The organism is Streptomyces fildesensis, from assembly GCF_016107395.1.
Taxonomy (GTDB): domain Bacteria; phylum Actinomycetota; class Actinomycetes; order Streptomycetales; family Streptomycetaceae; genus Actinacidiphila; species Actinacidiphila fildesensis.
Genome location: NZ_JAAIKO010000024.1, coordinates 37,466 through 59,962 on the forward strand (window position 1 = coordinate 37,466; position 22,497 = coordinate 59,962).

At 70.0% G+C, this 22,497-nt stretch carries 20 protein-coding genes; 6 read left to right on the forward strand and 14 right to left on the reverse strand.

The genetic code is table 11. The annotated features are described in order from the left end of the window. Positions 1-40 precede the first annotated feature (40 nt). Positions 41-1,252 carry an LCP family protein gene (locus C6N31_RS26515; protein ID WP_138356133.1) on the forward strand — a complete coding sequence of 404 codons (1,212 nt, stop codon included), beginning with the start codon at positions 41-43 and terminating at the stop codon, positions 1,250-1,252. Positions 1,253-1,361: 109 nt separating this feature from the next. Then, complete coding sequence (locus C6N31_RS26520) at positions 1,362-2,558, forward strand: acyltransferase family protein (RefSeq protein WP_138356132.1); 1,197 nt, start codon at positions 1,362-1,364, stop codon at positions 2,556-2,558. A gap of 92 nt (positions 2,559-2,650) precedes the next feature. On the opposite strand, the gene C6N31_RS26525 is transcribed toward C6N31_RS26520, so the two are convergent. Both C6N31_RS26525 and C6N31_RS26530 read right to left on the reverse strand, forming a co-directional pair. Next, entirely contained in the window at positions 2,651-3,826 is a 1,176-nt protein-coding gene (locus C6N31_RS26525) for an acyl-CoA dehydrogenase family protein (protein WP_138356131.1), read from the reverse strand. A gap of 93 nt (positions 3,827-3,919) precedes the next feature. Next, on the reverse strand, positions 3,920-5,137 hold the full coding sequence (locus C6N31_RS26530) for an LCP family protein (RefSeq protein WP_244809201.1): 1,218 nt from the start codon (positions 5,135-5,137) through the stop codon (positions 3,920-3,922). Positions 5,138-5,284: 147 nt separating this feature from the next. Here C6N31_RS26530 and C6N31_RS26535 point away from each other — a divergent pair, with 147 nt between their 5' ends. Continuing rightward, positions 5,285-6,628, forward strand: coding sequence for a UDP-glucose dehydrogenase family protein (locus C6N31_RS26535; protein WP_198358426.1), 1,344 nt, complete (start codon positions 5,285-5,287; stop codon positions 6,626-6,628). A gap of 421 nt (positions 6,629-7,049) precedes the next feature. Here C6N31_RS26535 and C6N31_RS26540 read toward each other — a convergent pair whose 3' ends face one another. Next, positions 7,050-7,607 (reverse strand): CGNR zinc finger domain-containing protein, encoded by a 558-nt coding sequence (locus tag C6N31_RS26540; RefSeq protein WP_138356128.1) that lies wholly within the window; start codon positions 7,605-7,607, stop codon positions 7,050-7,052. Between the two features lie 91 nt (positions 7,608-7,698). Here C6N31_RS26540 and C6N31_RS26545 point away from each other — a divergent pair, with 91 nt between their 5' ends. Continuing rightward, the gene (locus tag C6N31_RS26545) at positions 7,699-8,061 is read left to right on the forward strand and encodes a VOC family protein (protein ID WP_138356127.1); all 363 of its coding nucleotides are present in this window, start codon (positions 7,699-7,701) and stop codon (positions 8,059-8,061) included. A gap of 245 nt (positions 8,062-8,306) precedes the next feature. On the opposite strand, the gene C6N31_RS26550 is transcribed toward C6N31_RS26545, so the two are convergent. Genes C6N31_RS26550 through C6N31_RS26560 form a run of 3 tightly spaced genes read right to left on the reverse strand, consistent with a single transcriptional unit; the run spans position 8,307 to position 11,216 of the window. Beyond that, positions 8,307-9,491, reverse strand: coding sequence for a dipeptidase (locus C6N31_RS26550; protein WP_138356126.1), 1,185 nt, complete (start codon positions 9,489-9,491; stop codon positions 8,307-8,309). A 13-nt stretch (positions 9,492-9,504) separates the two neighbouring features. Further along, positions 9,505-10,080 (reverse strand): 5-(carboxyamino)imidazole ribonucleotide mutase, encoded by a 576-nt coding sequence (gene purE / locus C6N31_RS26555; RefSeq protein WP_138356125.1) that lies wholly within the window; start codon positions 10,078-10,080, stop codon positions 9,505-9,507. Next, positions 10,077-11,216 carry a 5-(carboxyamino)imidazole ribonucleotide synthase gene (locus C6N31_RS26560; RefSeq protein WP_138356124.1) on the reverse strand — a complete coding sequence of 380 codons (1,140 nt, stop codon included), beginning with the start codon at positions 11,214-11,216 and terminating at the stop codon, positions 10,077-10,079. Before C6N31_RS26560 ends, purE begins: the two co-directional genes overlap by 4 nt. Positions 11,217-11,376: 160 nt before the next feature. Here C6N31_RS26560 and C6N31_RS26565 point away from each other — a divergent pair, with 160 nt between their 5' ends. Further along, complete coding sequence (locus C6N31_RS26565; RefSeq protein WP_138356123.1) at positions 11,377-11,898, forward strand: GtrA family protein; 522 nt, start codon at positions 11,377-11,379, stop codon at positions 11,896-11,898. A 10-nt stretch (positions 11,899-11,908) separates the two neighbouring features. Here C6N31_RS26565 and C6N31_RS26570 read toward each other — a convergent pair whose 3' ends face one another. Next, positions 11,909-13,195 (reverse strand): sensor histidine kinase, encoded by a 1,287-nt coding sequence (locus tag C6N31_RS26570; protein ID WP_138356122.1) that lies wholly within the window; start codon positions 13,193-13,195, stop codon positions 11,909-11,911. A 23-nt stretch (positions 13,196-13,218) separates the two neighbouring features. Then, the gene (locus C6N31_RS26575) at positions 13,219-13,893 is read right to left on the reverse strand and encodes a response regulator transcription factor (RefSeq protein WP_138356121.1); all 675 of its coding nucleotides are present in this window, start codon (positions 13,891-13,893) and stop codon (positions 13,219-13,221) included. A gap of 344 nt (positions 13,894-14,237) precedes the next feature. Here C6N31_RS26575 and C6N31_RS26580 point away from each other — a divergent pair, with 344 nt between their 5' ends. Beyond that, positions 14,238-15,767 carry a peptide MFS transporter gene (locus tag C6N31_RS26580; RefSeq protein WP_198358427.1) on the forward strand — a complete coding sequence of 510 codons (1,530 nt, stop codon included), beginning with the start codon at positions 14,238-14,240 and terminating at the stop codon, positions 15,765-15,767. Positions 15,768-15,847: 80 nt separating this feature from the next. Here C6N31_RS26580 and C6N31_RS26585 read toward each other — a convergent pair whose 3' ends face one another. The 6 genes from C6N31_RS26585 to C6N31_RS26610 form a co-directional block, all read right to left on the reverse strand. After that, positions 15,848-17,245, reverse strand: coding sequence for a hypothetical protein (locus C6N31_RS26585; RefSeq protein WP_138356119.1), 1,398 nt, complete (start codon positions 17,243-17,245; stop codon positions 15,848-15,850). Further along, on the reverse strand, positions 17,242-18,432 hold the full coding sequence (locus C6N31_RS26590; protein ID WP_232485710.1) for a hypothetical protein: 1,191 nt from the start codon (positions 18,430-18,432) through the stop codon (positions 17,242-17,244). Before C6N31_RS26590 ends, C6N31_RS26585 begins: the two co-directional genes overlap by 4 nt. 5 nt (positions 18,433-18,437) lie before the next feature. Continuing rightward, the gene (locus C6N31_RS26595; RefSeq protein ID WP_187144898.1) at positions 18,438-19,517 is read right to left on the reverse strand and encodes a WxL protein peptidoglycan domain-containing protein; all 1,080 of its coding nucleotides are present in this window, start codon (positions 19,515-19,517) and stop codon (positions 18,438-18,440) included. Between the two features lie 39 nt (positions 19,518-19,556). Beyond that, positions 19,557-20,864: a WxL domain-containing protein gene (locus C6N31_RS26600; RefSeq protein ID WP_232485697.1), complete on the reverse strand. Its 1,308-nt coding sequence runs from the start codon at positions 20,862-20,864 to the stop codon at positions 19,557-19,559. A gap of 238 nt (positions 20,865-21,102) precedes the next feature. After that, the gene (locus C6N31_RS26605; RefSeq protein WP_232485698.1) at positions 21,103-21,804 is read right to left on the reverse strand and encodes an LPXTG cell wall anchor domain-containing protein; all 702 of its coding nucleotides are present in this window, start codon (positions 21,802-21,804) and stop codon (positions 21,103-21,105) included. A gap of 104 nt (positions 21,805-21,908) precedes the next feature. Beyond that, positions 21,909-22,388 carry an ATP-binding protein gene (locus C6N31_RS26610; protein ID WP_138356117.1) on the reverse strand — a complete coding sequence of 160 codons (480 nt, stop codon included), beginning with the start codon at positions 22,386-22,388 and terminating at the stop codon, positions 21,909-21,911. Between the last annotated feature and the right edge of the window lie 109 nt (positions 22,389-22,497).

Here is a 22,497-nt window from a genome sequence, read left to right on the forward strand (position 1 = left end):
TGATTGCCGGAGTGCGGCCTCCAGCGGGCACACTTTGGCTATGAGCGGATGGACCAACGAAGCAGAGCAGCGCCGGCGCACCGAGCCGCCACTGCCCCCCGAGCTGTCGCCGCGCCGTGGCGCGGCCGCTTCCCGGGCGGGCGCGGGCGCCGTGGGCGGGGTTCCCCCGCAGCCTTCGTACGGCGGCGGATCCGGCGGCGACGGCTACGGGCCGCCCAGCACCGGCGGCGGACGCGGCCGGGGTTCCGGCCGCCGGCCCGGCAGCCGGGGCCGCATCGTGAAGTTCACGTTGCTGGGTCTGGTCGTGGCACTGCTGGTGGTGTCCGTGAGCACCTACTTCTGGGCCGACGGCAAGGTGCGCCGCGAGGTGGACCTCAGCAAGGTCGAGGACCGGCCGACCGGCGGCAAGGGCACGAACTACCTCATCGTCGGCTCCGACAGCCGCGAGGGGCTCTCCAAGGAGCAGGAGCAGGATCTGCACACCGGCGCCGCCGAGGGCAAGCGCACCGACTCGATGATGGTGCTGCACGTCGGTGACAACGGGAACACGATGCTCAGCCTGCCGCGTGACTCGTACGTCACCATCCCGGCCTTCACCGGCCAGCAGTCCCACAAGCGCTACCCCGCGGCCACCCACAAGCTGAACCGGGCCTACGCGGACGGCGGCCCCGAGCTGCTCACCCGGACCGTCGAGTTCAACACCGGTCTGCACATCGACCACTACGCCGAGATCGGCTTCTCCGGCTTCGTGAACCTGGTGGACGCGCTCGGCGGGGTCGACATGTGCCTCGACAAGCCGCTCAAGGACAAGGCGTCGGGCGCGGACTTCCCGGCCGGCTGCCAGACGCTGGACGGCAAGCAGGGTCTCGCCTTCGTCCGGCAGCGGCACCAGGAGGCCGACCAGGACCTGGGCCGGATGCGCAACCAGCAGAAGTTCCTGTCGTCGCTCGCCCACCAGGCGGCTTCGCCGGCCACCGTGCTGGACCCGTTCACGCTCTACCCGGTGATCAGCTCCGGCCTCGACACCCTCATCGTCGACAAGGACATGAGCCTGTGGAACATCACCTCGATGTTCTGGGCGATGAAGGGCGTGACCGGCGGCGACGGCAAGTCGATGACCGTTCCGATCTCCACCGCGAATCTGCCGACGCGCAACGACGGTGTCGCGGTGAAGTGGGACTCGGCGAAGTCGAAGCAGCTGTTCGCTCAGCTGAAGAACGACGAGACGGTCACGGTCTCCGGAAAGCAATAGCAGACATTCCGCCCGATTTGGTCGCTTCATCACCTAGGTGGCCCACAGAGCCCTCACAGCATTCCTATATGCTCAGCCGTTCGAACCGGCGGCTCTATAGGGGTGAGGCATGAAGACGGATGTTCCCGTCATAGTTCCCGTACTGGACAGACCGAGGTCCGGGAACGACGCCTCCGCGGCGCCGACGGGAAAACAGCCCGCCGACCGTACCGTCACTCCCATAAGAGTGGACTCGGTAACAGCGCTTCGCTGGTTCGCGGCCGCCGGTGTCTTCTCTTTCCACACCAAGGGCTATTTCAACGAAATACCCTCGCTGACCTCGCTCATGCAAATCGGATACGAAGGAGTGCCTTTCTTCTTCGTACTCTCCGGATTCGTCATGGCGTGGTCGGCGAAGCCCGGCGGGACCGCGCGCCAGTTCTACTGGCGGCGGTTCGCGCGCATCTGGCCGCTGCTGGCGGTGACCGCGGTCGTGGCGGGCCTCCTGGAGAAGCAGTGGTACGGCACGCCCTTCTCGTTCACCGGCCTGCTGTACACCCTGAGCTTCACCCAGGCGTGGACCACCGACCACTTCTTCACCGTCAACATCGTCACCTGGACGCTCTCGGTGGAAGCCTTCTTCTACCTGGCGTTCCCCCTGCTGTACAAGCTGCTCGACCGGTGTGCCTCCTGGTGCCTGGGCCTGATCGCGGTCCTCATGACGGCGGCCACGGCCGGCACCCGGCTGTGGCCCGTGTGGCACCACTACCCGGCCGCGACCGAGCGTCTGATCTTCGCCTCGCCGCTCGCGCTGACCCCGATGTTCGTCCTCGGGATCTGCGCCGCGGTGGCCGCCCGGCGCGGCTGGCGGCCGCCGGTAGGCGCCCGGGTCTCCATCGCCCTGCTGGCCGGAATGATCGCCCTCTGCTGGGCGTGGACCAGGCATCCGCACTGGGTTTCCCACGTCGTGCCGGCACCCGGAATGTTCGACGCGCTGTTCATGCCGATCTTCGCCCTGACCATAACGACGGTGGCATTGCGCGACGTACGGAGCGGTGCCTCCCTGCTGCGCCGCAAAGCCCTCGTGAAACTCGGGGAATGGTCGTTCGCCTTCTACATGTGTCATGCGATCGTGCTCCGGGCTTTCAGCCACTACGGCTCGGGAGCGAGTCCGGGAGTGCGGCACGACGCCCTCGTGGTCGCCATCATGCTTGTGAGTTCCGTCACCGCTGCGGCATTTCTCCATGAATGTGTGGAGAAGCCCGCCGAGCGCCGGCTGAAACGCCTGTGGACCCCCGGCAGAAAAGCCGCTGCCGTTCCCGCCTGAATGATCATCCCTGAATGATCGTTCAGGGATGATCACGCAAAAAGCCGGAGGCACTCAGCTGAGTGCCTCCGGCTTTTGTGTTCCGTACGGGGTTACTTCGGCAGGTTGCGCGCCATCACGATGCGCTGGACCTGGTTCGTGCCCTCGTAGATCTGGGTGATCTTGGCGTCGCGCATCATGCGCTCGACCGGGTAGTCGCGCGTGTAGCCGTAGCCGCCGAGCAGCTGGATGGCGTCGATGGTGACCTCCATCGCGACATCCGAGGCGTAGCACTTGGCGGCGGCACCGAAGAACGTCAGGTCCTCGTCCTTGGCACCACCGGAGGTGCGCTCGGACTTGGCGGCGGCCGCGTACGTCAGCTGGCGGGCGGCCTCCAGCTTCATGGCCATGTCGGCGAGCATGAACTGCACACCCTGGAACTCGGCGATGGCCTTGCCGAACTGCTTGCGCTCGTGGACGTACCCCTTGGCGTAGTCCAGGGCGCCCTGCGCGATACCGATCGCCTGGGCGGCGATGGTGACGCGGGTGTGGTCGAGGGTCTTCATCGCGGTGGCGAATCCGGTGCCCTCGGCGCCGATCATGCGGTCGGCGGGGATGCGCACGTTGTCGAGGTAGACCTCGCGGGTCGGCGAGCCCTTGATACCGAGCTTCTTCTCCGGGGCGCCGAAGGAGACGCCCTCGTCGGACTTCTCGACGACGAAGGCGCTGATGCCCTTGGAGCGCTTCTCGGGGTCGGTGACGGCCATCACCGTGTAGTACTCGCTGACGCCCGCGTTGGTGATCCAGCGCTTCACGCCGTTGAGGACGTAGAAGTCGCCGTCACGCACCGCGCGGGTCTTCATGCCGGCCGCGTCCGAGCCCGCCTCGGGCTCGGACAGGGCGTACGAGAACATCGCGTCGCCCTTGGCCAGCGGGCCGAGGTACTTCGCCTTGAGCTCCTCGGAGCCGGACAGGATCACCGGGAGCGAGCCGAGCTTGTTCACGGCCGGGATGAGGGAGGACGACGCGCAGACGCGGGCCACCTCCTCGATCACGATCACGGTGGCCAGGGCGTCCGCGCCCGCGCCGCCGTACTCCTCCGGGACGTGCACGGCGTGCAGGTCGGCCGCGATGAGCGCGTCGAGGGCCTCCTGCGGGAAGCGGCCCTCCTCGTCGACCTCGGTCGCGAAAGGTGCGATCTTCGCCTCGGCGAGCGAACGGACCGAGTCGCGGAGCATGTCGTGCTCCTCGGACGTCCGGTAGAGGTCGAAATCGGAAGAACCGGCCAAGGCTGTCTCACTCCCCGAGTGCTAACTACCGTTAAGTAACCCTACGATCGTAGGCCGGATCGAGCCGATCGGCCCGTCCGGCCCACGTGAGCTTCACGACACCTTGTTGCCCAGCCTGTCGAGGGTGTTCGACGCGACGTAGTCCGCCATCGTGTCGTTCCGCATCGCCTCCCACAGGGCCGACGTGCCGTTGCCGTCGAGCAGGACCACCGACTGGCCCTTGATCATGTCGAAGCCTGCGACGGGCGCGTTCATGAACGCCATGTCCGAGGACCTGACGTCCTTCATGCCCCAGATCAGGTCACGCAACTCGCCGTTCGAGAGCGAATCGTCGACGCTCACCGAGTTCGTCACCTCGTCCAGCATCCGCTTCGCCTTGAGCGGGTTGCTGAGGGTGTCCCCCGACAGCACCTTGTTCAGCACCGCGCGCAGGAAGTTCTGCTGCCGGTGGGTGCGGTCCAGGTCGCCGCGCGGCAGCCCGTACCGCTCCCGTACGTAGTCGAGTGCCTCGTCGCCGTCCATGTGGTGGGTGCCCGCGTCCCACATCCCGGCGCCGTTGCGCCGCGAGACGGTCTTGTCGACGGTGATGTCCACCCCGCCGACGGCGTCGGTCAGCTTCCGGAAGCCGCTCCAGTCGACGACCGCGAGATGGTCGATCTTCACCTTGGAGAGCCGCTGCACCGTGTCGATCAGCAGCGGCGGGCCGCCCCAGGAGAAGGCCGCGTTCAGCTTGGCGCTGCCGTGACCCGGGACCGCCACCCAGGAGTCACGGGGCAGCGAGACCACATACGCGTGCTTCCCGTCCTCCGGCAGGTGCACCAGCATCATCGTGTCGCTGCGCTGCGCACCCGGCTGCCACTCCGGCGCCTTCGCGCCCTTGCCGGTGGTCGGCAGGTCCGAGCGCGCGTCTATACCCACCAGGAGAAACGTTTGTCCTCCCTTGCTGGGCGCGGGTATCGCCGCGGCCGGCACATTCGTCGGGAACGCGTTCGGGATCCGGTCGACGCGGCCGGTGTAGTGCTCGTACGCGTACCAGCCCGTGCCGACGATCAGCAGCGCTCCGGTGCACAGCAGCACCACGGCGCTGAGCAGCACCCGACGGGTCCTGCGCCGCCGCCGGGCCCTGCGGACCGCTGTCTCCTGCGGGTCCTCCGCCACGCCGGGGACCAGGCCCCCGGTCTCCTCGGGTCCGTCCCCCTCGGGCTCGGCCGGACCGCCCGGCTCCGCCAGCCCATCCGCCTGATCGGCCCGCTCGGCCGCCCCCTCGTCCCGCTGACCCGCTTCGGGTCCCGCTGCCTTGGAGAGACCCACTCCGGGTCTCGGTACCGCATCCCCCTGGCCGGCTCGATCCACGGCCACCACCCCCTCGCACTGTCTACGCATTCTGTCCTTCCCGTGTGGACCTGGCCATGGCCTCACCCTGGATTTCGCACACCAGGACGCGACTATGCTCTTCGCATGCCTCTGAAGCTCACCGTCATCGGCACCGGTTACCTCGGCGCCACCCACGCTGCCGCCATGGCCGAGCTCGGCTTCGAGGTACTGGGCCTGGACATCGACCCCCGCAAGATCGAGCTGCTGTCGGCCGGCAAGGTCCCGATGTACGAGCCGGGCCTCGAGGACCTGCTCGCCCGGCACGTGGCCGGCATCGCGGGATCCACCGGCCGCTTGAGCTTCACCACTTCGTGGGAAGAGATCGCCGAGTTCGGCGATGTCCACTTCGTCTGCGTCAACACCCCGCAGAAGCACGGCGAGTACGCCAGCGACATGTCCTACGTGGACAGCGCCTTCGAGCTGCTCGCCCCGCATCTGCGGCGGCCCGCCCTCGTCGTCGGCAAGTCCACCGTGCCGGTGGGCAGCGCCGCCCGGCTCGCCGCCCGGCTCGCCGAACTGGCCCCGGCCGGCGCCGACGCCGAGGTGGCCTGGAACCCCGAGTTCCTGCGCGAGGGCTTCGCCGTCCAGGACACCCTGCACCCCGACCGCGTCGTCGTGGGCGTCGCGAGCGCGCACGCCGAGAAGCTCCTGCGCGAGGTCTACGCGACGCCCGTGGCGGAAGGCACCCCGTTCGTCGTCGCCGACTACCCCACCGCCGAACTGGTCAAGACGGCCGCCAACGCGTTCCTCGCAACGAAGATCTCCTTCATCAACGCCATGGCCGAGGTCTGCGAGGCGGGCGACGGCGACGTCGTGAAGCTCGCCGAGGCCATCGGCCACGACGACCGGATCGGCCACAAGTTCCTGCGGGCCGGCATCGGCTTCGGCGGCGGCTGCCTCCCCAAGGACATCCGCGCGTTCATGGCCCGCGCCGGTGAACTCGGCGCCGACCAGGCCCTGACGTTCCTGCGCGAGGTCGACTCGATCAACATGCGGCGGCGCGGCCACATGGTCGAGCTCGCCCGCGAGGCGGTCGGCGGCGACAGCTTCCTCGGGAAGCGGATCGCGGTACTGGGCGCGGCCTTCAAGCCGGACTCCGACGACGTACGGGACTCGCCTGCGCTCAACGTGGCGGGCCAGATCCACCTCCAGGGCGGCCAGGTCACCGTCTACGACCCCAAGGGCATGGACAACGCCCGGCTGCTCTTCCCCACCCTCGGCTACGCGGCGACGACGCTCGACGCGGTGCGCGGCGCGGACGTCGTTCTGCACCTCACCGAATGGCGCGAGTTCCAGGAACTCGACCCGGCGGCGCTGGGCGAGGTGGCGGCGACGCGGCACATCATCGACGGCCGCAACGCGCTGTCGCCTGCGGCGTGGCGTGCGGCGGGCTGGAAGTTCCGGGCGATGGGCCGGCCGTCCGCCTAGCCGTTGCCACTTGCCTGCCGGCGGCTTCCTGCCGCGCCTGGCCGCTTCGTGGTGGGTGCGGGGACCGGGCCCTCCGGGGCGGGGCTTCGAAATCGACTATTTACGGGCGTGGCCGCCCACAAATAGCTCGGCAGCATTTCGAAACCCCACCCCTGCGGACCCGTCCCCCTCACGTCCAAACCGTGAGCGGCTCGGGTTGGCGGACCCCCGACCGCAGGTTGCGGGTGGGTTCCCCGGGCGTCGCCTGCCACCTGCGAGTTGAGGACGCCCCCAGCGCAAGGCAGAGAGGCGATCTGCCGCTTGTGGGGGACTCGGACCCCGCAGCGTGGCGGTGTACGAGCGCGACCGCACCAGGACCAGCGGTCTGCACGGCTACCGGGTCGGCATCGACCCGGACGGCAGCCGGGCGCTCAAGCGGGGGCTAGGTAGTTGTACGACTCCGATAGGCGCGCATTTTGGCTCGGCTGCCGCAGATGGCCATCGTGCACCAGCGGCTGCGGCCTGCCGGACTCCGGTCGTAGTAGACCCAGCGGCAGCTGTGGGATGCGCATGCCTTGAGGCGTGGCCAGGTGCCGTCGGCGACGGCGGTGGCTATGCCCGCCGCGATGTGGGCGGTGAGGGCGGCGGCGCCGGTGAGACCGTCGGCGGGGCGTACGCCGGCCCCGCCCTCCGCGTCGATCGCGAGCAGCAGCGGCGCGGCGCGCAGTAGTCGTTCCAGTTCCGCTGCCGCGGGATCCGGTAGCCGTGTTCCCGTGTGGGCCTGGCAGGCATCACGCAGCGCTTCGCGGAGTGCGAGCACGTCATCGAGGTCGGCCGGGCCGAAGCTCAGGTCGGGCAGATCGTGGTGCCGCGCCCAGGCGTCGAGGTCGGCGGGAACGCGCAGTTGGTCCTCGGCCGACTCCAGGTCGACGGTGTTCGCCAGATCCTGGACCAGAAGGAGGAGTCCAGGAGCGGGGGCGCGTTCTCCGGGCTGCTCCACCCTTGCCACGTTACCTCCACTGGGCCATCATGAAGTAACGGTTACCGGTTGAACGCTCATAGCGGTAACGACATCGAGAGAGGTGTACTCCATGATCGGCAAGCTGGGTTCCGTGGTGCTGGACTGTCCCGACCCCAAGGCACTCGCCGCCTTCTACGCAGCCGTGCTGGGCGGTGATGTGGAGGAGGCCGACGACGACTGGGTGGTGCTGCGCGCCACCGACGGCGTCAAACTCTCGTTCCAGCGCGCCCCGCACCTGGTGGAGCCGCAGTGGCCCGACCCTCAGCGGCCGCAGCAGTTCCACATCGACGTGGCCGTGGAGAACATGGACGCGGCACAGGAAGCCGTACTCGCCCTCGGCGCAAAGCTCCTCGAGGACGACCACGACGGCAAGCGCAACTGGCGCGTCTTCTCCGACCCCGCCGGCCACCCCTTCTGCCTCTGCGTCTGCTGACGATCCCCACCACCTGCTCACGGAGGGAGCAGGAAGAGTGTGGGACCGGCTGATGTGAGGGGCGCCATCACCCGCTCCCCGCAGACGGCAGCGCACGTGAGGGGGCCGGGGCCGCAGGGATGGGTTTCGAAATGCTGCCGAGCTATTTGTGGGCCGCCAGGCCCGTAAATAGTCGATTTCGAAACCCACCCCGGAGGGCCCGGCCCCCGACCCACCGCACGCCGGTGCAAACCTGCAACCCGGCGCTAGCCGTCCAGCTCAGCAAGCGTCGCCAGCGACGGACCCCTCTTCGCCTGCGCCACGACGGCAACCGCTTCCGCGTCCCGCAACACCCGCACCGCGTTCCGCCACGTCAGCTTCGCCAGGTCCTCGTCCGACCAGCCCCTGCCCAGGAGTTCGGCGATGAGGTTCGGGTAGCCGGCGACGTCGTCCAGGCCCGACGGGGTGAAGGCCGTGCCGTCGAAGTCGCCGCCGAGGCCGAGGTGGTCGACGCCGGCCACCTCGCGCATGTGGTCGAGGTGGTCCGCGACCGTGGACGGTGTGGCGACGGGGCGCGGGTTCGCCGCCTCGTAGGCGCGCTGGACGGCCATGCCCGCGGGCGTGGTGTCGAGGTGGTGCAGACCGTTGGCCCGCATGTTCTCGTCGGCGGCCTGGGTCCAGGCGACCGCGTCCGTGAGGATGAACTTCGGGACGAAGGTGGCCATGGCGACGCCACCGTTGGCGGGCAGCAGGGCCAGGACGTCGTCCGGGATGTTGCGCACGTGGTCGCAGACGGCGCGCGCGGACGAGTGCGAGAAGATCACCGGCGCTTCGCTGACGCGCAGTGCGTCCCGCATGGTGTCGGCGGAGACGTGGGACAGGTCGACGAGCATGCCGCAGCGGTTCATCTCCCGGACGACCTCCTCACCGAAGGCGGTGAGGCCGCCCGCGCGACGCTCGTCGGTCGCCGAGTCCGCCCACGGGAGATTGTCGTTGTGGGTGAGCGTCATGTAGCGGACGCCGAGCTGGTGCAGGGCGCGCAGGGTGGCGAGCGAGCAGTTGATGCTGTGGCCGCCCTCGGCGCCCATGAGGGAGGCGATCCGGCCCTCGGCGCGCGCCGTCTCCATGTCGTCGGCGGTGAGCGCGAGCCGCAGGTCGTCGGTGTAGCGCTCGGTCATCCGGCGCACCACGTCGATCTGTTCGAGGGTCGCGGAGACCGCGTCGTCGCCGGCCAGGTCGCTGCGCACGTAGACCGACCAGAACTGCGCGCCGACGCCGCCGGCGCGCAGACGGGGGATGTCGGTGTGCAGCGAGGCGCTCTGGTCGGTGCCGATGTCGAGCCGGTCGAGGTCGTAGCGGACCTGCTCGCGCAGCGCCCACGGGAGGTCGTTGTGCCCGTCCACGACGGGGTGGGCGGCGAGCAGTTCCGTGGCGCGGGCGATCAGGTCCATCGGGTCTCCTTGGTTACTTGCCGAACCCGAAGCCTGCCGCACCCTGGACCTTGGCGCGCAGCCGCTTGCCCTTGTCGGTGGCCTGTTCGTTCAGCTCTTCCTGGAAGTGCCGCATCCTGCCGAGGAGTTCGGGGTCGTGGGCGGCGAGGATGCGGACGGCGAGGAGGCCCGCGTTACGCGCGCCCGCGACGGACACCGTGGCGACCGGGACGCCGGCCGGCATCTGGACGATGGACAGCAGCGAGTCCATGCCGTCGAGGTACTTCAGCGGTACGGGCACGCCGATGACCGGCAGCGGGGTGACGGAGGCGAGCATGCCCGGGAGGTGCGCGGCGCCGCCCGCGCCCGCGATGATCGCCTTGAGGCCGCGGCCGTCGGCCTGCTCGCCGTACGCGATCATCTCGCGCGGCATCCGGTGTGCCGAGACGACGTCGACCTCGTACGGGATCTCGAACTCGTCCAGCGCCTGGGCGGCGGCTTCCATGACGGGCCAGTCGGAGTCGGAGCCCATGACGATGCCGATGACAGGAGAGGTGCGCGCGTCAGCGCTCCCATAGGAGTGGGGGCCGGGCGACGGGTGGGCGGTCATTCGGTGATCGTTCCTCGCAGGTAGTCGGCCGCGTGCCGGGCGCGCTCGCGCACATCCGCCAGGTCGTCGCCGTAGGTGTTGACGTGGCCGACCTTGCGGCCCGGCTTCACGTCCTTGCCGTACATGTGGATCTTGAGCTGCGGGTCACGGGCCATGCAGTGCAGGTACGCGGAGTACATATCGGGGAAGTCGCCGCCGAGGACGTTGGCCATGACCGTCCACTTCGCGCGCGGGCGCGGGTCGCCGAGCGGCAGGTCCAGGACCGCGCGCACATGGTTGGCGAACTGGGAGGTCATCGCGCCGTCCTGGGTCCAGTGGCCGCTGTTGTGCGGGCGCATCGCCAGTTCGTTGACCAGGATCCGGCCGTCCCGGGTCTCGAACAGCTCGACCGCGAGGTGTCCGACGACGCCCAGCTCGGCGGCAATGGTCAGCGCGAGCTGCTGGGCCTGCGCGGACAGCTCGGCGCTGAGGTCGGGCGCCGGGGCGATGACGGTGTCGCACACCCCGTTGACCTGCACGGATTCCACGACCGGGTACGAGACGGCCTGGCCGTGCGGCGAGCGCACGACGTTGGCCGCCAGTTCCCGTACGAAGTCCACCTTCTCCTCCGCGAGCACCGGGACGCCGGCCAGGAACGGGTCCGCGGCCCCGTCCTCGTCACGCACGACCCACACGCCCTTGCCGTCGTACCCGCCGACCACGGTCTTGAGGACGACCGGGAAGCCGTCACCCTCCGCGGCGAACCGCGCGACGTCCGCCGGGTCCGTGACGATCCGGTGCCGCGGGCACGGCACCCCGATCTCGCTGAGCTTCGCCCGCATCACGCCCTTGTCGTGGGCGTGCTGCAGGGCGTCGGGTCCCGGGCGGACGGCGATGCCGTCCGCCTCCAGGACGCGCAGATGCTCGGTGGGGACGTGTTCGTGATCGAACGTGATCACGTCGCAGCCCTGCGCGAAGGCGCGGAGGGTCTCCAGATCGCGGTAGTCGCCGATGACGACATCGCTCACCACCTGCGCCGCCGAGTCCTGCGGGGTGTCGCTGAGGAGTTTGAACCTGATACCGAGCGGGATGCCCGCTTCGTGGGTCATACGGGCGAGCTGGCCGCCGCCGATCATGCCGACTACCGGGAATGTCACGTTCCCCAGGATATCGGGCGGGCGGACCCCCGAATGACGCCACCCACGGGCAGGCCCTCGGCCCGTGCGGTTAGCATGAAGAGCCAGTACGACTGGACCACGAGACCAGACCACGGGCCCCGGGCGGGTCACACCGACAGACAGGGCCGAGCGGATCATCATGAGCGGACGCCAGACCGTGCAGTCCCGTTTGGGGTCCCTGTACCGCGAGGTCGCCAAGTTCGGTGCGGTCGGTGGCGCGGGCGTCCTGGTGAACCTCGGGGTCTTCAACCTGGTCCGGCACACCACTGGTCTGCAGACGGTACGGGCGGGCATCATCGCCACCGCCGTATCGATTCTCTTCAACTACATCGGCTTCCGGTACTTCACCTACCGTGACCGCGACCGGAGCAGCCGCTCGAAGGAGCTGGGCCTCTTCCTGGGCTTCAGCGCCGTCGGCCTGGTCATCGAGAACGGCGTGCTCTACGTGGCGACGTACGGGTTCGGCTGGGACAGCTCGCTGCAGAGCAACATCTTCAAGTTCGCCGGCATCGGCGTGGCCACCCTCTTCCGCTTCTGGTCCTACCGGACCTGGGTCTTCAAGGCGCTGCCGGCCCGCGAGGTGGCGGAGCAGGCGGAGTCGATCCTCGCCTCGGCGGAGGCGGACACCGATTCCGCGCCGCACAGCCGCACCACGCAGTAGGTCCCCCGGCCTACGCGGGTGACGAGCCGGCGTCCCCTCGGGGCTTCCGCGGCTGCCCCGACGGATCCTCCTGGGCCAGGAAGAGCGCGAAGACCGGCGGCCGCTGCTGGAGCAGCTCCAGCCGCCCGCCGTCCGCCTCGGCCAGGTCACGGGCCACGGCCAGCCCCAGTCCGGTGGAGTTGCGGCCGCTGACCGTCCGCTCGAAGACCCGGGCGCCCAGGTCCGGCGGTACGCCCGGCCCGTCGTCCGTGACCTCCACGACGGCCTGGTTGCCGGTCACCCGGGTGTGCAGGCCGACCGTGCCGGCGCCGTGCATGAGCGAGTTCTCGATCAGGGTGGCCAGCACCTGGGAGACCGCCCCGGGGGTGCCGACGGCCCGCAGGCCCTGGGTGCCGGAGCGGATGATGGTGCGCCCCTCGCTCTGCGAGGCCGGGCGCCACTCCTCCATCTGCTGCTTGATCACGTCGTCGAGGTCGAAGTCGACCGCCGAGCCGGACCGCGGGTCGCGGGCGTTGGTCAGCAGCCGCTGCACCACATCGGTGAGCCGCTCGACCTGGCCCAGCGCGATCGTCGCCTCCTCCTTGACGGCGTCCTCGTCGTCCGCGGTGGCCACGATCTCCTCCAGCCGCATCGAGAGCGCCGTCAGGGGCGTCCGCAGCTGGTGCGAGGCGTCGGCGGCGAGCCGCCGCTCGGCGGTCAGCATCCGGCCGATCCGCTCCGCGCTCGCGTCCAGGACGTCGGCGATCCGGTCCAGCTCCGGCACCCCGTAGCGGCGGTGCCGCGGCCGCGGGTCGCCGGAGCCGAGCCGCTCGGCGGTCTCGGCGAGGTCGGTCAGCGGGCTGCCGAGCCGGCGGGCCTGCCGCACCGCGAGGATCACGGCCGCCAGCACCGCGAGCAGCGCCACGGCCAGGATGACCAGCAGGGTCCTGCCGATCTCCTGGCTGATCTTGGAACGGGACTCCTCGACGACCACGCTCGCGCCGTCGTCGCCGGTCTGGGTCGAGGTGATCACCCGGCCCGAGGGCCGGGTCCCGATCTCGATGGGCGCGCTGCCCGGGATCCGGACCACCGCGAACCGGTCGGCGGCCACCTGCTGCGCCAGCGAGCCGGTGTCGACCTTCTCCCCGCTGGCCCGGCGGCTGTCGACGCTGCCCGCCAGCCGGACCGCCTCGGAGTCGACGCTCTCCTGCGCGCTGCTCTCGATCGTGCGGGTCTCGACGATGACGAGCGAGAGCCCGAAGACCGCGATGACGACGAGGACGACAGCGAGCGTGGAGGAGATCAGTCGGCGGCGCATGGGTGAAGGGTGTCAGCCTTCGGCTAGTTCTTCTCGAACCGGAACCCCACACCGCGCACGGTGGAGATGTACCGGGGCGCGGTCGCGTCGTCGCCGAGCTTCTTGCGCAGCCAGGAGATGTGCATGTCGAGCGTCTTGGTCGACGACCACCATGTGGTGTCCCACACCTCGCGCATCAGCTGCTCGCGGGTGACGACCCGGCCCGCGTCGCGCACCAGGACCCGCAGGAGGTCGAACTCCTTCGCGGTGAGCTGCAGCTCGTCGTCGCCCATCCAGGCGCGGTGCGACTCGACGTCGATCCGCACTCCGTGGGTGGAGGGCTGCGGCGCGTCGGTGGTGCCGCGGCGCAGCAGCGCCCGGACCCGCGCCAGCAGTTCGGCGAGCCGGAACGGCTTGGTGACGTAGTCGTCGGCACCGGCGTCCAGGCCGACCACCGTGTCGACCTCGTCGGCACGGGCGGTGAGCACCAGCACCGGGAAGGTGTGTCCCTCGGTACGGATCCTGCGGCATACGTCGAGGCCGTCCATACCGGGCAGCCCCAGGTCGAGCACCACCAGATCGACGGCGCCCAACAGGGCGGCTTCGAGCGCGGTGGGCCCGTCCTCACGCACTTCGACCTCGTAGCCCTCGCGGCGCAGGGCGCGCGCGAGCGGTTCCGAGATGGATGCGTCGTCCTCGGCAAGAAGTACGCGGGTCATGGGCTTGATGGTAGTCCGCGTGGGCAGGGGCCGAGGTAGCGGTGCCAAGAGCCCTGTGAGGTAGGTCTCAAGACGCCCTATACCACGTGTTGGGCTGCCATAAAGTAATGAATCGCCCGTAGCAGCACCCAGGGTCCTTCCGCGCACAACCTGCGCCGAAGGCCTCTTCTGTGACGGGGCTGGTACAAACCAGCAGTGAGTGATTGACCTGACGGCCGGGTCCGCAGCGCGCACCGCGCGGCGGGCGTGGATCCCGGCGCGCCCCCATAGCGCGTCGGTGCCGGCCACCCCCACCGGGCGCGCGGTCTGTTCCGTCGCGCGTCCCGAGCGAACAAGGATCGACCATGGCGTCCAGCCTGACGAAGGACGCCGCCCCGCAGGGGACCCCTGCTCCGGGCGGCAAGACCTTCTTCGGCCACCCCCGCGGCCTGGCCACTCTCTTCATGACCGAGATGTGGGAGCGGTTCAGCTTCTACGGCATGAAGGCCCTCCTCCCGCTCTATCTGATCGCCGGCGGCCCCGGCGCCGAGAAGGGCTCCCAGGGCGGCGGCCTCGCGATGACGGCGGCCACGGCCGTGGCCATCTACTCCATCTACATGGCGATGGTGTACCTGCTCGCCATGCCCGGCGGCTGGTTCGGCGACCGGGTCTGGGGGCCGCGCAAGACGGTCGCCATCGCGGCGGGCATCATCATGGCCGGCCACCTGACGCTCGCCGTCCCCGGCCAGGCGATGTTCTTCGTCGGCCTGGCACTGGTCGCGCTCGGTTCCGGCCTGCTCAAGGCGAACATCTCGACGATGGTCGGCCACCTCTACGACGGGCCGAACGACCCGCGTCGTGACGGCGGCTTCACCGTCTTCTACATGGGCATCAACATCGGTGCCTTCGCCGCCCCGCTCATCATCGGCACCGTCGGCCAGAACTACAGCTGGCACCTGGGCTTCGCCCTCGCCGCCGTCGGTATGGCCCTCGGCCTGGTCCAGTTCCTGCTCGGCACCCGCCACCTGAGCGAGCGCAGCAGCGTCGTCCCGAAGCCGCTGTCGGTCGAGGAGCGCAACACCACCCTGCGCAAGGGCCTGCTGTGGCTGATCGCCGCCTCGGTCTTCTACGGTGTGGTCGTTCTCACCGGGCACTACACGCTCAACTGGGCGCTGGTGCCGATCACGGTGATCGGCCTGGTCATCCCGGTCGGCGTCCTGGTCCGGATAAAGAAGGACAAGGAGCTGTCGGCCGCCGAGCAGTCCAAGATGAGCGGCTACATCTGGTTCTTCGTCGCCGCCGCCGTGTTCTGGATGATCTACGACCAGGGCGGATCGACGATGTCGATCTTCGGCGAGACGAAGACGCAGGGCTCGATGTTCGGGATCGACTTCCCGTCCTCGTGGTTCCAGTCCGTGAACCCGCTGTTCGTGATGGCGCTGGCCCCGGTCATCGCCTGGGGCTGGATCTGGCTGTCGAAGAAGAACCGCGAACCGAGCACCACGGTGAAGTTCGCCATGGGCCTGTTCCTGATCGGGGCCTCGTTCGTCGTCTTCGTCGTCCCGATGGGCCTGGCCTCGGACGGTACGAAGGTCAGCCCGATGTGGCTCGTCACGATCTACATGATCCAGACCATCGGTGAGCTCTGTCTCTCGCCGGTCGGCCTCTCGGTCACCACGAAGATGGCCCCCGCCAAGTACGGCAGCCAGATGATGGGTGTCTGGTTCCTCGCGGTCACCGCGGGCGACTGCACCACCAGCCTGCTGTCCATCGCGGGTGTGGATCTGAACGGCTCCGGCATGGTGGGCCTCGAAGCGGCCCTCGCCATCCTCGCCGGCTTCGCCGTGTGGATGTACCGCAAGAAGGTCGTCGCGTTGATGGGTGACGTCCGCTGACGTCCCTTCCCGTGCACGCGTGACGAAGCCCCGGTGACCGTACGGTCGCCGGGGCTTCGTCATGGGGTCAGGTGGTGCGGTCAGTGGCGCAGCCTGCGCCACGGGGTGAACGTGAAGACGGCGCCGCCGAGGAGCAGGACGGTGCCCGCGACGAGTCCGAGGGCGCGCAGCGAGCCGTTGTTGTCGGCGCCGGTCTGGGCGAGACCGCCGCTGGTGGTGGTCGCGCTGTTGGCGGCGCTGCCGTTGGTACCGCCGGTGCCGCTGCCCTTCTCCTTGATGTCGAGGGTCAGCGAGGCGTCGACGGCCTTCGTCGGCGTGCAGGTCGCGACGGGAGTGCCGCCCTGCGCGAGCTGGACGGCCAGGGCGCCCGGGTGCAGCGTGACCTGCCCGGTCCTGCCCGGCGAGTAGACGCCGGTGAGGGGATCGAGGGTGACCGGGTCGTTCTGGGCGAACGCCTTGGTGTTGGGCGGCGCCTTGACCTGGACCGTGCCGCTGTCCGCGCCCGCCACCTTGACGGCCATGGTCGCGGTGATGAAGCCCTTGGGGAGCGGCGCGGGGGTCTTCATGACCGAACCGATGAACCGCACGGAGAGGTTGTAACCCGCGCTGCTCTTGGTGGCGTCGATGGCCACCTGGCCGGTCGGCTTGCCGAACGACCCGCAGTCGAAGGTCACGGAGACCGGTGTGCCCTTGTGCACGGTGCCGTTGGGCTCACCACCGCCTTCCGGCGGACCACCGGACGTCGTACCGCCGGCGGTCGTACCACCGGTGGTGGTGCCTCCAGTGGTGCCGCCCGAGGTGGTGCCTCCAGTGGTGCCGCCGGACGTGGTCGTGCTACCCGTGGTGCCCGAAGTGGTCGTGCCACCGGATGTCGTGCCGCCCGACGTCGTACCGCCGGACGTCGTCGTGCCGCCGCCCGTCACCTTGATCGTGACCGCGACCGGAACGGTGCCGGTCGGCGCGCAGGCGGTGTCGGTCGACATGATGTAGTTCGCGTTGATGTTGTACGCGCCGGGCGAGAGCGTGACGTCACCGGCGGCGGTCAGCTTCAGCTTGCCCTTCATGTCGGACAGCACCATGGGGCTGTTCTTCGGGATCGCCGGATTGGTCCGGGTCCCTGCGACGTCCAGCGACCCGGTCTGCGCGCCGCCGATCGTGACCTTGCCGGTGGGCAGCACCGAGTTGGCGGGCAGATCCGCGACACCCGGGTTCTGCGACGCGGCCTGCACCGTCTTCCACGTCACGTCGATCGTGTCGCCGACCTTGGCGGTCGCCGGCGCGGTGATGTCCGCCTTGGTCGTCCCGTTGATGTCGGGCAGGTTGGCGATCTTCGGCGGTATGCACTTGGTCGCGAAAGAGGACTCGGCGGCCTGCGCGGGTGCCGCGATCAGCAGCACCGAGCCGCCGCCGAGCATGAGCGCGACACCGACCGCGGTGGCGGCCCTGCTCCTCCGCGGTCGCGATAGTCGATTCGTCACGTGCTTCCCTTCGAAGATGGACGTTCGGTACTCGGTGCGGAAGTCGGTGGGGGCTGCCGCCCGTCGGCCGGGGGCGGCGCCGGCAGGGTGCCCTGGCTGAACCAGGGCAGCGTGCCCGTGTCGTCCGGGGCCTGGGAGCCCGGCGGGCGCACGCCGTTGGGCGCCGGCTTGGCCGGCTGGGACGGCGCGGAACGGCGGGGCGGCGGCAGGTGGAGCAGCGCGGCGGGCCGCCAAGGGGCCTTACGGCGGCGGCCGGAGGCGTAGATCGTGCCGGGCAGCCGCGGCCGTGCCTTGTCCACGACGGCCATCCCGATCCGGAAGACCGCGGCCGGCACGACGACGCAGAGCAGGATCCAGAAGAGCGTGACGCCCCAGGGCCGGCCGACGTCCCACGGCTCGGTGACGAGCACCTTGTCGCCGTACTTGAGCTGTACCCGGTAGTCGCCGTGCGCCCCCGAGGTCAGCTCGACGGGCAGCTTGATCTGCTGTTTCATCCCCGGCGCCACGCTGCCGCTCCACTGCTGCTCCTCCCACTGCGGGGCGAAGACACCGTGCGAGACCCCGACCTGGAACACCGGGTTCTTCACCGGTCCCGAGCCGAGATTGCCGACGGTGAAGACCAGTTGGCGCTGCGGCGGGGAGCCGAACCAGGTGAGCAGTCCGCCGCCGCCCTGCAGCCTGGCGGTGAGCACCGCGAGCCGCCCGGCACCGGACGTCTGCGGCAGCTCGGCGACCGGATGCCCGGTGACGACGAACGGCGCGTCGACGGTGACGGAGTCGCCCATCACCGTCGCGACGTGCACGACGCAGGGGCAGGGCTTGGGCGGTGCGGCGGCTGGCAGCTTCTGGGTGAAGCCGCCCTTGGCGTCGGTGGTGACCGCGCGGCCGGACTCGTTGGAGCAGGAGTTGGTGCCGCCGATCGCGTTCTGCCCGCAGACCAGGAGGGTGAGCAGCGTGGTCGGCTTCCAGCCCCGGCCGGTGACGGTGATCTCCGTACCGGGCTTGGCCTGCTGCGGCGAGAGCGCCACCGCGGGTTTCTCGTCGGCGGCGGGCGCCTGGACCGCCGCCGGGTTGCGGACCGCCAATGGGGCCGCCGCGTCCGACGGCTGCGCGGTGAGTGCGGACAGCACGAGCAGCGCCGCGGCGAGCACGGCGGCCGCCGTCGCCCGGAGTAGTTCCCTGTGCATCGTGCTCACGCCTGTCCGCCCCTGCTTCCCACGCTCGTCACGCCGACCGCTGTCCCTGCCGTCCCCGCATCGGGATCGGGGTCCTCCTCCACCGGCCGCGGCGGACGGTTCCTGCGGCGCCTGACGACGAACCAGGCGGCCAGCAGCGCCAGTCCGGCGAGCAGTACCCCGGCGGCGAGCCAGGGGACGGCGAAGAACGAGACGCCGGCCGTCTCGTTGAGTTCGCCCCGGTCGGTGGTGACGGTGAGTTTCACGCTCACCCGGTCGAACTGCGGCGACCCGGCCCACTTCTCGGCCAGTTCGACCTGCTGTCCCGGCAGGAGTTCCAGCGGCAGCCCCTTGGCCCGCCGGTCCAGCAGGGTGTTGCCGAACAGCCCGGTGGCCTTGACCCGCAGGCGCGGCAGCAGCGAGACGTTGCCCCGGTTGACCAGGGTGTAGTGGATGGTGGCGTTGCTCCTGCCGGTGCCGGGCAGCCAGGGCTGGCCGTGGTCGACCCGGACGTTCTCCACGGAGAGCGCGGGGAGGCTGGGGCCGCTCACCCGGAGGTAGATCCGGGCGCCGACGGCCCGCCGGACGCCGACCGCGACGCTCCCCTTGCTCTTGTCGGTCTCGGTGTTGAGGGCGACGATCGCGCCGGGGTGGTCGCCGGGGGTGGCGGTGTCGGGGATGGTGAGGGTGAACGGGATGTCGGCGCGGGTCCTGGGCGGGACGGTGAGGCTGCCCTGGGCGAGCTTCACCCAGGTGCCGATGTCCTTGTTGGTCTCCTCGGGGCCGCGCACGGCGAAGCCGCCGTCGCGCGGGGTGTTGTACGCGTCGGCGCCGTAGATCCTGAACTGCATCGGCGCGTCGGAGAGGTTGGAGACCGAGACCTTGTCCTTGACGGTGGTCCCCGGTCCCGCCTCCAGGGTGAAGAACTGTCGTTCCTGGCTGGTACTCGTCTTGTCCTTGGCCCCGCCCGCCGGGGCGGGGAAGACCGACCAGCGCCCGTTGTCCGCGGCGCCGGCCGGTCCTGCCGCGGGACCGAGACCGATGCCGAGCAACGCGGCGACCGTCAGCAGCACTGCGCACGCCTTGGCCCTCGACATGTCTGGCATCTCCCTCGGTCCGAGTTAACTGACTGTGCGTCAGGTCAGGGTCAGGGTCAAGACTCCGGAATAGGTTCCTGGGCCGGAGTAGGCCGGGACGTTCAGCGACAGGCCCGCGTCGGCGGTGAACTCACCACCGGTCACGGTGCCGTTGGACGTGGTGGCCAGCGTGGCGCCGGCCGTGCCCACGGCGCCGGGCGAACCCGCCGCGCAGACACTGAGGCTGCCCGCCTTCGCGGTGCAGGACGGGGTCCAGCTGAGCTTGTCGGCACCGATGACGGCGCCTCCCGGGCCCTTGAAGTCGGTGACCGCACCGGTCAGGGACCAGCCCGCGGCGCCGCCGCGGAAGTCCTTGACGGTGACCGTCTGCAGTGCGCCGGTCGAAGCGCCGCCGTCGCCGAAGTTCACCGGGGTCATCTCCACGGTGTCGCCGGCCTGGGTCATGGAGAGCGTCCCGGCGGTGACCGAGGCGTTCAGCTTCTGGCTCCCCGGCGGGATCGGCGTGTTGTCGTTGACCTTGTACGCGACCGGGCCCGCGGCGGTCGCCGGGTCGTAGCTCGCGCCCTCGAAGGCCACGATGCCGGTGGTCGCGAGGTCGTTGACGACGAGCGAGGCGGTGAAGCCGCCCTGCGCGTCGGCGGTCGCGGAGGCCATGTCCGCGGTCGGGTTGGACCCGGCGATGGCCAGGACCGTGACGGTCGCGCCCGCGGTGAAGTGGCCGCCGGTGACGGCGACCGCGGTGCCCGGGTCGCCCTGGGACGAGCCCAGCGCCAGGGTGCGCGGGTTGGGGGTGGTCGCCGGGCTCGCGGTGACGGTCTCGGAGACCGGCGCGGGGCCGTTGGTGACCGTGCAGACGGTGTCCAGCTCCAGGATGTAGCTGGTGTGGATGGTGTAGTCACCGGGCGACAGGGTGATGGCGCCGGGAGCGGTGACCACGAAGGTGCCGGTCATGACCAGCGGCGGGAAGGAGCCCTTGCCCGGGATCGGCGGGTTGCTCTTGGGGCCGGTCACGGCGACGGCGCCGGTCTGGACACCGCCGAGCACGACGCTGGCGCGGGGCGTGACGACATCGGCGGGCAGCGCGATGTCGGTCGGGTTGCTCGCGGCCGCCTTGGTGAGGGTGTAGGTGACGGTGACCGTGTCACCGACCTTCGGGTTCGCGGGCGCGACCGACACGGTCGCGTTGGACACGCCGTCGATGGGCGGCAGCCCGGCCACGGCGGGCGGAATGCAGTGCGTCTGGAAGTCCACGGCCGTCGCCGCCTGGGCGGGCGCCGCGAGCACCGCGCCGCCCCCCACCATGAGTGCGGCGGCCCCGAGCACGGCGGCCAGTCTCCGTCCGCGCATGACGGATCTTCGCGCGTGAGCGATCATCTTGTCCCCTTGATCACGGTCCGGGCGCAGCGTCCCTTTTCCTCTGCGCCGACGCTGGACATTGAGACGGGACGGCCGAAAGAAGTCAATGGAGCCGGACGACCAGATTTGACTGCCCGTCAGATACAACGTCCTTACTGGTCAGGGCAGTTGCGACAGCGGACATGCCGGGCCGCGGCACCGACGCCCGAGTCGGTGCCACGGGCCCGGATCAGCGGGTGCCGGCAGCCCGGCGGGTGAGCCAGAGCACGCCGGCGACCCCGGCGAGCAGTACCGTGCCGCCGAAGGTGCCCAGTGCCACGGCGCTGTCGGCAGGACCGGTCTGCGGCAGCGTGGTGTCCGGCGGGGCCGTGGCACCGCTGTCGCCGCCACCACCCGCCGCCTTGACGTCCAGCGACAGCGAGGGCTTGGGGCTGTTGGTGGCGTTGCAGGTCGTGACCGTGCCGAGGGCCTTGATGGTGAGCACGCCGGCCGTGAAGGTGACCTTGCCCGACTTCTTGGGCGTGTAGGTGCCCGTCAGGTCATTGATCTTGATGGGGGTGTTGGCGGGGATCGCCGCGTCGTTCGCGGCGCCGACCACCGACACCGAACCGGGGTCCGCACCGCCGACCTTGATCGTCGCGCTCGGGTTCATCGCCCCCTTGCCGAGTTCGATCGGGCTGGAGGAGACACCCTTCTTGAAGCTCATCGTGAGTTTGTAGCCGGAGCCGGACGGGACGCTCGTGATGTCGATGGGCGACACCGCGTCCTTCTTCCCGATCGGCGACTGACAGCTGTAGGCGACGTCCACGGTTTCGGCGTGTGCGGCCGGGGCGACCAACAGCGCCGCACCCGCCGCGGTCGCCGTCGCGAGGGCCAGCACTCCACCGCGGGCGGCCGCTCTGCTGAGGACGCTGTTCATGACGTGTTTCATCGGCTCTTCTCCCTTCCGCCACAAGTTACTGACGGCACATCAGATTCGGCGGCCGACAGTACGCCCGTGATCTTGGAGAGGGAAGGGAGGTGCAGAGGGGGAAATCAGGCGGGAGCTGCGAGTTCGGCCCAGACCGTTTTGCCCGGCTGCCCGGCATGCCGGGCGACGCCCCAGTCCGTGCAGAGCCGCTGCACGATGAACATGCCGTGCCCGCCGGGCCGGCCCGCCCGGTGCGGAACGCGCGGCACCGGCTCACCGGCCCCGCTGTCGGCGACCTCGAGTCGCAGCACCTTGGGACTGTGGATCAGCCGCAGCTCATCGGGGCCGTCCGCGTGCAGACACGCGTTGGTGACCAGTTCCGAGACGACGAGGAGCACATCCTCGGCCGCGGCCCGGCGCTCCGGGGAGGAGGCGGGCAGCCAGCCCCAGGCCTGCAGCGCCTCGCGAGTGAAGTCGCGGGCGCGCGGGACGATGGCACTCTCACCCAGGAGCCGCAGAACCCGCGCGGATCCGGCCTCGGGCACGACAATGTCGCCCGGGTCCGAACCGCGGTCGTCCGCCGCGTGGGGCCGAGTGGTGCTCATCAGCGCCTCACCTCACCGATGTCCGACAGTTTCAGGAGTCTCCTGCCCGACGAATTCCCGGGGACACCTCGGGAGCTCTACCAAACAGGGTGGAGTGGGAGATCGCCAC